8 protein-coding genes are annotated in these 7,943 nt (G+C 64.0%); 4 read left to right on the plus strand and 4 right to left on the minus strand.

Translation table 11 applies throughout. The annotated features are described in order from the left end of the window. Together MOV74_RS25250 and MOV74_RS25255 are read left to right on the plus strand one after the other, a co-directional pair. The coding region (locus MOV74_RS25250; protein ID WP_246928863.1) for a methyl-accepting chemotaxis protein at positions 1–1,107 on the plus strand (1,107 nt) is incomplete at its 5' end. Positions 1,108–1,189: 82 nt separating this feature from the next. Next, a complete protein-coding gene (locus MOV74_RS25255) occupies positions 1,190–1,360 on the plus strand; it encodes a hypothetical protein (RefSeq protein ID WP_246928865.1) in 171 nt (56 codons plus the stop codon). A 306-nt stretch (positions 1,361–1,666) separates the two neighbouring features. On the opposite strand, the gene MOV74_RS25260 is transcribed toward MOV74_RS25255, so the two are convergent. The 4 genes from MOV74_RS25260 to MOV74_RS25275 form a co-directional block, all read right to left on the minus strand. Next, positions 1,667–3,631: a carbohydrate porin gene (locus tag MOV74_RS25260; RefSeq protein WP_404979168.1), complete on the minus strand. Its 1,965-nt coding sequence runs from the start codon at positions 3,629–3,631 to the stop codon at positions 1,667–1,669. A gap of 402 nt (positions 3,632–4,033) precedes the next feature. Next, positions 4,034–5,002 carry a DUF1194 domain-containing protein gene (locus tag MOV74_RS25265; RefSeq protein WP_246928881.1) on the minus strand — a complete coding sequence of 323 codons (969 nt, stop codon included), beginning with the start codon at positions 5,000–5,002 and terminating at the stop codon, positions 4,034–4,036. Between the two features lie 210 nt (positions 5,003–5,212). Continuing rightward, complete coding sequence (locus MOV74_RS25270) at positions 5,213–5,476, minus strand: hypothetical protein (RefSeq protein ID WP_246928883.1); 264 nt, start codon at positions 5,474–5,476, stop codon at positions 5,213–5,215. A gap of 140 nt (positions 5,477–5,616) precedes the next feature. Then, complete coding sequence (locus MOV74_RS25275) at positions 5,617–6,423, minus strand: creatininase family protein (RefSeq protein ID WP_246928885.1); 807 nt, start codon at positions 6,421–6,423, stop codon at positions 5,617–5,619. A 152-nt stretch (positions 6,424–6,575) separates the two neighbouring features. On the opposite strand from MOV74_RS25275, the gene MOV74_RS25280 reads away from it, so the two are divergent. Both MOV74_RS25280 and MOV74_RS25285 read left to right on the plus strand, forming a co-directional pair. Beyond that, the gene (locus MOV74_RS25280) at positions 6,576–7,598 is read left to right on the plus strand and encodes an ABC transporter substrate-binding protein (protein WP_246928888.1); all 1,023 of its coding nucleotides are present in this window, start codon (positions 6,576–6,578) and stop codon (positions 7,596–7,598) included. Between the two features lie 10 nt (positions 7,599–7,608). Continuing rightward, positions 7,609–7,943: ATP-binding cassette domain-containing protein (locus MOV74_RS25285; protein WP_246928890.1), on the plus strand; the 335-nt coding region annotated here is incomplete at its 3' end.

Genomic DNA, 7,943 nt, shown 5'->3' on the forward strand with positions numbered 1-7,943 from the left:
GTCGTCGTGCTGGCATTGCTCGGCACACTCGCCGGCGTGACCATGATGCTGCGCCGCCGCGTCGTGACGCCGCTTGCGAAGCTGGCCGAGGTGATCGGAACGCTCGCAGCCGGACAGCACGAGGTCGAGATCCCCGCGACGGGTCGCGATGACGAGATCAGCCAGGTGGCAGGGTCGCTGCAGCACTTCAAGGATTCGCTGCTCGCCAAGAAGGAAGCCGACGAGGCAGCCGCAATCGAGGCCGACGCGAAGCTCCGGCGCAGCCAGCGCATGGACCAGATCGCGCGCGAGTTCGAAGCCATGATCGGCGATGTCATCAACACGGTGTCATCGGCGTCGTCCGAACTGGAAGTGTCCGCGGGAACGCTGACCAGCACGGCCGATCAATCGGAAAAGGTCACCGCGACCGTCGCGGCCGCCTCCGAACAGGCTTCCACCAACGTGCAGACCGTCGCCGCGGCGGCCGAGGAGATGGCCTCGTCGGTCGACGAGATCAGCCGGCAGGTGCAGGACTCCGCGCGCATTGCCGGCGAAGCGGTGCAGCAGGCAGGGCGGACCAACGACCATGTCGGCGAGCTGGCCAAGGCCGCCGGCCGCATCGGGGACGTGGTTGAGCTCATCAGCCAGATCGCGGGCCAGACCAATCTTCTGGCGCTCAACGCCACCATCGAGGCGGCGCGCGCCGGTGAGGCCGGGCGCGGCTTTGCGGTGGTCGCTTCCGAGGTCAAGGCGCTGGCTGAGCAGACCGCCAAGGCCACCGGCGAGATCAGCCAGCAGATCGCGGGAATCCAGACCGCGACGGAGGATTCGGTCGGCGCCATCAAGGCGATCGGCGACACCATCAGCCGCATGTCCGAGATCGCTTCCGCAATCGCCGCGGCAGTCGAGGAGCAGGGCGCAGCGACGCGGGAGATTTCCCGCAACGTGCAGCAGGCCGCGCGCGGCACCCAGCAGGTCTCTGCCAGCATCGTCGACGTGCAGCGCGGCGCAAGCCAGACCGGATCTGCATCTTCCAACGTGCTCGCGTCCGCCAAGTCACTGTCCGGCGAGAGCAGCCGTCTCAAGGTCGAGGTCGGAAAATTCCTGGATGCGATCCGGGCCGCGTAACAAGCTCATTGTACAGGGAGGCAGCTTCACCTAGACCTCCGGCTTCGCCTTCGGCCTCGTCGCGGCATCGCTGTGGCTTTACGTGCTGACGCCTGTTCAGAGCGCCAGTCTGATCGTCGGCTTCGGCCTTCTCGTGCAGGGTTACTCGGTCTGGAAGCTGCGCGCTGTGCTCGACTGGCGCCGGCTGTGGCCTTTCATCATCGGTGCAGTCATCGGCGTGCCGACCGGGGTATCGCTTCTTAACCTGGGCTGATCCGAAGAGTGTCCGCATCGTGGTTGGAGCTGTTCTGATCGCCTATAGCCTGTACGCATTCTTCCGGCCGCAGCCCCAAGCTCGCGGCCGTCGTGCCGGCGGCCGCTGACATGACGGTCGGTTTGGTCAACGGCTTTCTCGCTCGACACGGCGAAGCTGTTCGCGCTCGGCCTGCCGTTCCTGTTTGCCGGAACGTGGCTGGGACTGAAACTGTTCGGCCGGATCGACGAGGCCGCATTCCGCAAGATCGTGCTGGCGCTGCTGTTCGTCTCGGGGGGGCACGCTCTTGTTCTGAGCCGTGGCGGCTCAGAACTCGCCGTGCAGCCGTCCTGAGAACACCGACACCGGTCCGCGGTCGGCATTGTAGGCAGGGTTGACGATCAGCTGGTAGTCGGCGGTGAGCGTGAGATTCTTGTTCACCGCATAGGCGTAATAGGTTTCGAGGATGCGCTCCTTGCGGTAGTTGAGCGCACCGTCGCCAACCAGCACGCCGAGGCCGCCGGCGGCGAGGAAGTCGCGGTAGTCCTGCGAAATCGCATTGATCGCGCCGCCGATGCCGACCACGTCGTCGGGCCGCCCCCATCTCGTGCCCTTGATCGACAATCCCGCGGATAGACTGCGATGAATGTCGGTGAAGGCCAGCGTCTCGTTCTTGCCGTCGTTCCAGCTCCAGCGGCTGAACAGGCCGACATCGTCCGTGATCGCCTGCTCGAGGTTGAGCACATAACCATACTTCACGCGGCCGCGCCGGGTCTGCGCGATGTCGAGATTGAGCGCGGGATTGTTCAGCGTCTCGCGGAAGCTGCCCATATTGGCGCTGTCGAGCCAGCCCATGGTCCTGAGCTTGCCGGGCTGGCCGAACAGCGAGAAGCGCGTCTCGAGCTCGAGCACGTACTGGCCGCGCTCCCCGACCCTGGTGTCGAAATGATTCGAGTTGGACTCGGAGACCATCAGGAAATAGCCGCCGCGCAGCGCCCATTGCTTCTGATTGAGCTCGGCGGTGACGCCGTAGGTGAGGCCGACCTTGTCGGCGGAATAGTCGAAGGCGCCCGGCGCCCAGATCGACCAGTTCATGAAATCCCTGCGGGTGTCCTTGGCGTAGGCGTTGCCGTCGAACACGTCGACGACAGCGAACTTGCCGGCCTGCACCGTGAGGCGGGACACGTCGACCTTTTGTCCCAGCTGCAGCTGCCCGCTCGCGAGCTCCTCCTGCTCGCCGCCAAAGCCGAACGTCTGGCGCACGAACAGGCGCGAGGTGTTGTAGTGCGGATAGGGGAAGTTCGACTTCTGCGCTTCGCCGTTGGGGAAGCCGGCCGCGCCGACCGTGTCGTTCAGTCCAAATCCCTGCAGCAGTTCGGGATTGTAATAGACCTCGCCGCCGTCCCACAGCCGTGCGTTCAGGAACAGGCTGTTGCTCCAGGTCGCCTTGGCTTGCCGCGACGGCGAGAGCGAGTTCGGTCCGGTATAGAGCGCGGGGAACGACGGATAGCCCTGCGGCAGATAAGTGCTCTGGCCGTGGATCTCCCAGCGATCGGATTCCGTGTCGATCAAAGAACTCTTCGGGTCGTAGCTGGGCACGCCCGGCCAATCGACCTTCCGGTTGAGGCCGACCCTGACTTGCTGGAAGTCGAGCGACGACGAGGTGTATTGGGCGCCCGTAGAGAAGGCGACATTCGCGCCGTCGAAGCGGCTGTAGAGATATTCGAGCCGTGCGCTCCAATGCGGCGCGAAGGCGTATTCGACGCCCGCGCCCGCGATCCAGCCGGGCCGCGTGTTCAGGATCTTCGGGATTTCGGCGCCGGAGGCCGGCGTGTCGAAATAGCGCTCGCCCATCCAGGCAAAGCCGCCGGTGGCGTAGACCAGCCACGGACCGCTGGTGTAGCCGACGCGGCCGCGCACGCTCGCGGCGTAGTCCCATTGCTGCGTGACGGTGTTGGCGGGTGTCGCCAGGAAGGACACGATCGAATTCGAGGTGATGTAGTTGGGAAACGAGAAATCGCCTTCGACGCCGATCAGCCAGCCGGAGTTGAGCCGGTAATTGTAGCCGGCCTGCACGCCGCCGATCATGCCGCTGAAGACGCCGCTGTCGCCAATTGCGGTGCCGTCGTTCAGTGCGAAGTGCGACGAGCCGCGGCCATAGCCGGCATGCGCGCCGATATAGAGTCCGGTCCAGTCATAGACCGCTCTCAGCGCCGGCGCCTTCAGCGGCAGATCGGCCGCGTGGGCAGCAACGGGAAGCCCCAGGAGGCCTGCGACGGCCGCCGTGTGCAGCAACCGGTGTCGGTGACTTCTCAACGTCAAAACCTACGCCCCCAAACGCGAATGTATCCACCCGCCGCGACATCCCTGCCGATTCGCGGTGCCCCTGTCATCAGGGTCCTGAGGTCACGCGATCGGCCGAGATGATCTCTGCCCGACGCAATTTCGTCCCAAGTCCCTGCGCTCGTTGCGAACCTTATTGCGATTAATTCGCAATAGCAACTGGTGCGGATTGCCGCGGGTGATGGTTCGCACCGTCATGTGACGGGACTGCAACATCGCCTCAACGGGGCAGAAACCGCGATTGTACGAGCGGAGCCCGGCCTTTGCTGGAGACCTATCCAAGCCCAGGACAAATGCGAGGGTCGGGGGAATCGCGAAGGTCGGCGGTCAGTCGGCGACTAACGAGAGCACCTAGCAGCCGCGGCAGATGCCCTTGATCTTCTTGCTGAGCAACGCGTCATCCTGGCTGATCGGATTGATCGCCGCCGGACCATTCGCCGCTGGCTTGCTCGGGGCCGGACCGTTCGTCGCCGGACCGGCCGTATCCCACCGCTGCTGCCAGAGTTTTTCACCAATCGTGCAGAGAACCCGCGGTTTCTTGTCCACTGAGGGCGCCGGCGAGTGATCCGGCGTGCGGCCCGCGACCTCGAGCGCCAGCTTGGTCCGGATCGCCTCCTTGAAGTTTTCGCGATCGGTGACCGGCACAACAAAGGAACCTGGGCCGCCGATCACGCGATCCTCATAGTACCAATCGATATGATCGATATGGCTGATGTCCACCTGACCAGGAGGCGTTGCATTGACCACGATCGGCAGGCCGGTGATGACGATGCCCTGCTGCACTGCTGTGTCGCGCGCGGTGGCGACAGGATCGCCGTTGTTGTTGGGGCCATCGCCCGAAACGTCGATGATGCGGCGCGCGCCCCGGTACGGGTTCAGCTCGAACAGCGGCATGGCGAACTTGATCGCACCCGAAATCGACGTGCGCGAACCGCGGCGGATCGGTGCCTTCATGATTTCAGCTGCGACGGCCTCGGCCGCTTCCGGTCCGTCGATCTGCCGCCAGGGGACGACGACGTCCTGATCCCTTGTCGATGACCATTCGAAGTAGGTCAGCGCGATCTTGCCGATAGGGCCGGTCCGCAAGGCCCGAAGAAACTCCTCCGAGACAACGGCCTTGGCATAGCCTTCGCGCTGGGCCGCCAGGTCATCCGGCTGCACCGAGTAGGAAACGTCGACCGCGATCACGAGTTCGACGTCCACGGCGGGGCGGCTGTCGCCCTGGATCACTGTTTGCGGCTGTGAGGCCGGCTCGGGAAATGCTTGTGTCGATGTCAGGATCGCAATCAGGATCGATCCAATTGAGATCCGCCAATTCACGCTCGCCCTCCAGCCACCCATTCGTATCCTGACACGTGGAACGTGCAATCGGAAGGACAGTCTGAGTCATTGTTGGGCTGTTCTGGCGGCACTAAAACAGTTGACCCCGCCCGGGGGGACGTCCGGGCGGGGTCGGGGGCACGACACGGGGTGGATGAGGCGCCCGTGTCGGACGCAGGATCCACGTGAGATCGGCCTCAGGTACTCAAATCAGTAGCAAGTACGAACGCGGCCGACGTACTGGCCGAAGGCGTTGTACTGGGCGACCCAGCCGCAGCGGTGATAGCCGTTGTAATAGGGGTCGTTGCTGGCGGCGATCGCGGAGCCGACGACGGCGGCAGTGGCGATGCCGGCACCGACACCCCAGACCCAACCGGGCTGCTTGGCTTCGGCCGAGGACGTGGTGGACACGATGCTGCCGGTGACGGCGAGGGCGGCGAGAGCGATGGCGGCAATCTTGGTCTTGATCGACATGTGAAACTCCATCCGGGGTTGAGGCGGTCCGTTGTGGCCCGCGTGCCCAGTTTGACGGAGGCTGCTCGCGTCCGGTTCGAATGCGGCAAAGCCGCTCCCGAATCGAAGCATATTCCTGAACAATTCCAGATGGATATGGCCTAGCCGAGGGGGCCCTTGGCGAGCCTGTTCACGTCGAAGTTATCGACCTCGCTCAGAAGCTCGCAAAAAGCGCGGGCGCCTTGATCGACGAGTTGCTCGCCCTTCTCGGCCACGGCCAATGTCGCGTTGCCGATTGCGCCGCTGGCGTTCAGATCCTGCGCCTGCCAGGCAAACGGTGCGGGCCGCTGCGTCGACAGCCAGCGATACTGCTTTTCCATCGCGATGCTGCTCGCGGGAAAATCCGCGATTTCAGCTTTACGCACCTGATCGGGATAGCGCGCCAGCATGATCGAGGTCTCGATGGCGCCGCCATGAATGCCGTGTCGCACTTCGTCGGCCGGGAACAATTGGTCAGCGCCCGAAAGCCGCGACCAGGACGTCGTCACCACCAACAGTTTTTGATACGCGCGCAAATCCTGCGCAATCAACATCATCGCCGCGCTGTTGCCGCCATGGCTGGTGATGATGACGAGCTTCCTCACGCCGCGCCGCGCGACATCCTCGCCGATTCCCGTCCATCGCTTCAGCGCGACGTCGTTCGCCAGCGTCTGCGTGCTGGGATAATCGATATGCTCGGTGGAGATCCCGACTGGCTCGACGGGGAGAAACGTCGCTGGAACGTTCTCAGGCAACAACTCGCGCGCCCGCGCCAGATACGCCTCCGCGATCAACACGTCGGTCGTCACAGGCAGATGCGGGCCGTGCTGCTCGGTCGCCGCCAGCGGCAGCACCGCGATCCAGCGCGACGTCTCCGCAGGGGGCGCATCGGCCCAGCGGATCTCGGTCCAGTCGCGGGACGGCGTCATCAAGGTTTCTTTGCCCGAATTTGTCACGTAATTTGGGTTATCAGGGGATGCGGGCCCGGCCGGCTCGCGTCCCCTGATGTCATGCGGTTTTATCGCGTTGTGTCCACATGAGCCAGACGCGATTGGCCGGAAGCGATCGACGGAGTGCCATTATGACCCCCTTTCATCTGCGGCGAGCGCTCACGGCGGGCCTGATGGCCGCCTTCGTCTGCGGCGTCCCCGTGCGCGCCGAGACGCTGGACAAGGTCACCTTCGGCACCAACTGGGTCGCCGAGGCCGAGCATGGCGGCTTCTTCCAGGCCGTCGCCGACGGCACCTACAAAAAATACGGCCTCGACGTCACCATCGTCCCCGGCGGGCCCAATGAGAACAACCGGATGCTGCTGATCGCCGGCAAGATCGATTTCTTCATGGCGGCGAACACGCTGATGTCGTTCGATGCGGTCGCCAACAACGTCCCCGTCGTGACCATCGCCGCGATCTTCCAGAAGGATCCGCAGGTGATGCTGACGCAGCCGGATGCCAAGGTCAGCAAGATCGAGGACCTCAAGCCGCTGACGCTGTTCGTGTCCAAGGAGGGCATGGGCAGCTACTTTCAATGGCTGAAGTCCGAATATGGTTTCAGCGAGAAGAACGTCCGCCCCTATAATTTCAATCCGCAGCCTTTCATCGCCAATCCCAAGAGCGCCATGCAGGGCTACGTCACCTCCGAGCCCTTCGCGGTCGAGAAGGCCGCCGGCTTCAAGCCGAACGTGCTGCTGCTCGCCGATTACGGCTTCAACACCTATTCGACCCTGATCGAGACCCGCCGCGACATCGTCGAGAAGAAGTCCGATCTCGTCCAGCGCTTCGTCGATGCCTCCATGGTCGGCTGGTACAATTACATCTACCGCGACAATTCTGCCGGCAACGCCATGATCAAGAAGCTCAATCCTGAGATGACCGACGATCTGCTCGCCTATTCCGTCGCCAAGATGAAGGAGCATGGCATCGTCGATTCCGGCGACAGCTTGAAGAACGGCATCGGCGCGATGAGCGACGAGCGTTACGCCTCCTTCTTCAACAAGATGGTCAAGGCCGGCGTCGTCAAGGCGGATCTCGACTTCCGCAAATCCTACACGCTGCGCTTCGTCAACAAGGGCGTCGGCGTCGAGCTGCGCCCGAGCAAGCCGTAACGCACGGTCGATGTCCCCTGTCCAAACCTCATCCGCCGTCGAGGCCAGCCTGACGGCGCTCGCCGTCAGCCTGCGCGGGGTCACGAAGACCTATGACAATGGCGTCATGGCGCTCGGCCCGTTCGATCTCACTGTCCGCAAGGGCGAGTTCATCTCGCTGCTGGGCCCCTCCGGTTGCGGCAAGTCGACGGTGCTGCGCATCATCGCAGAGCTCAGCGCGCCGTCATCGGGCAGCGTGCGGGTGGCGCGCCGCGAGGGCGTCCCGCAGCCGGGTCACGGCATCGGTTTCGTGTTTCAGGAGCCCACCCTGATGCCCTGGGCCAGCGTGCGCGAAAACGTGCGGCT

Origin of the sequence: Bradyrhizobium sp. SHOUNA76, from assembly GCF_023006445.1 — a bacterium.
Classification (GTDB): domain Bacteria; phylum Pseudomonadota; class Alphaproteobacteria; order Rhizobiales; family Xanthobacteraceae; genus Bradyrhizobium.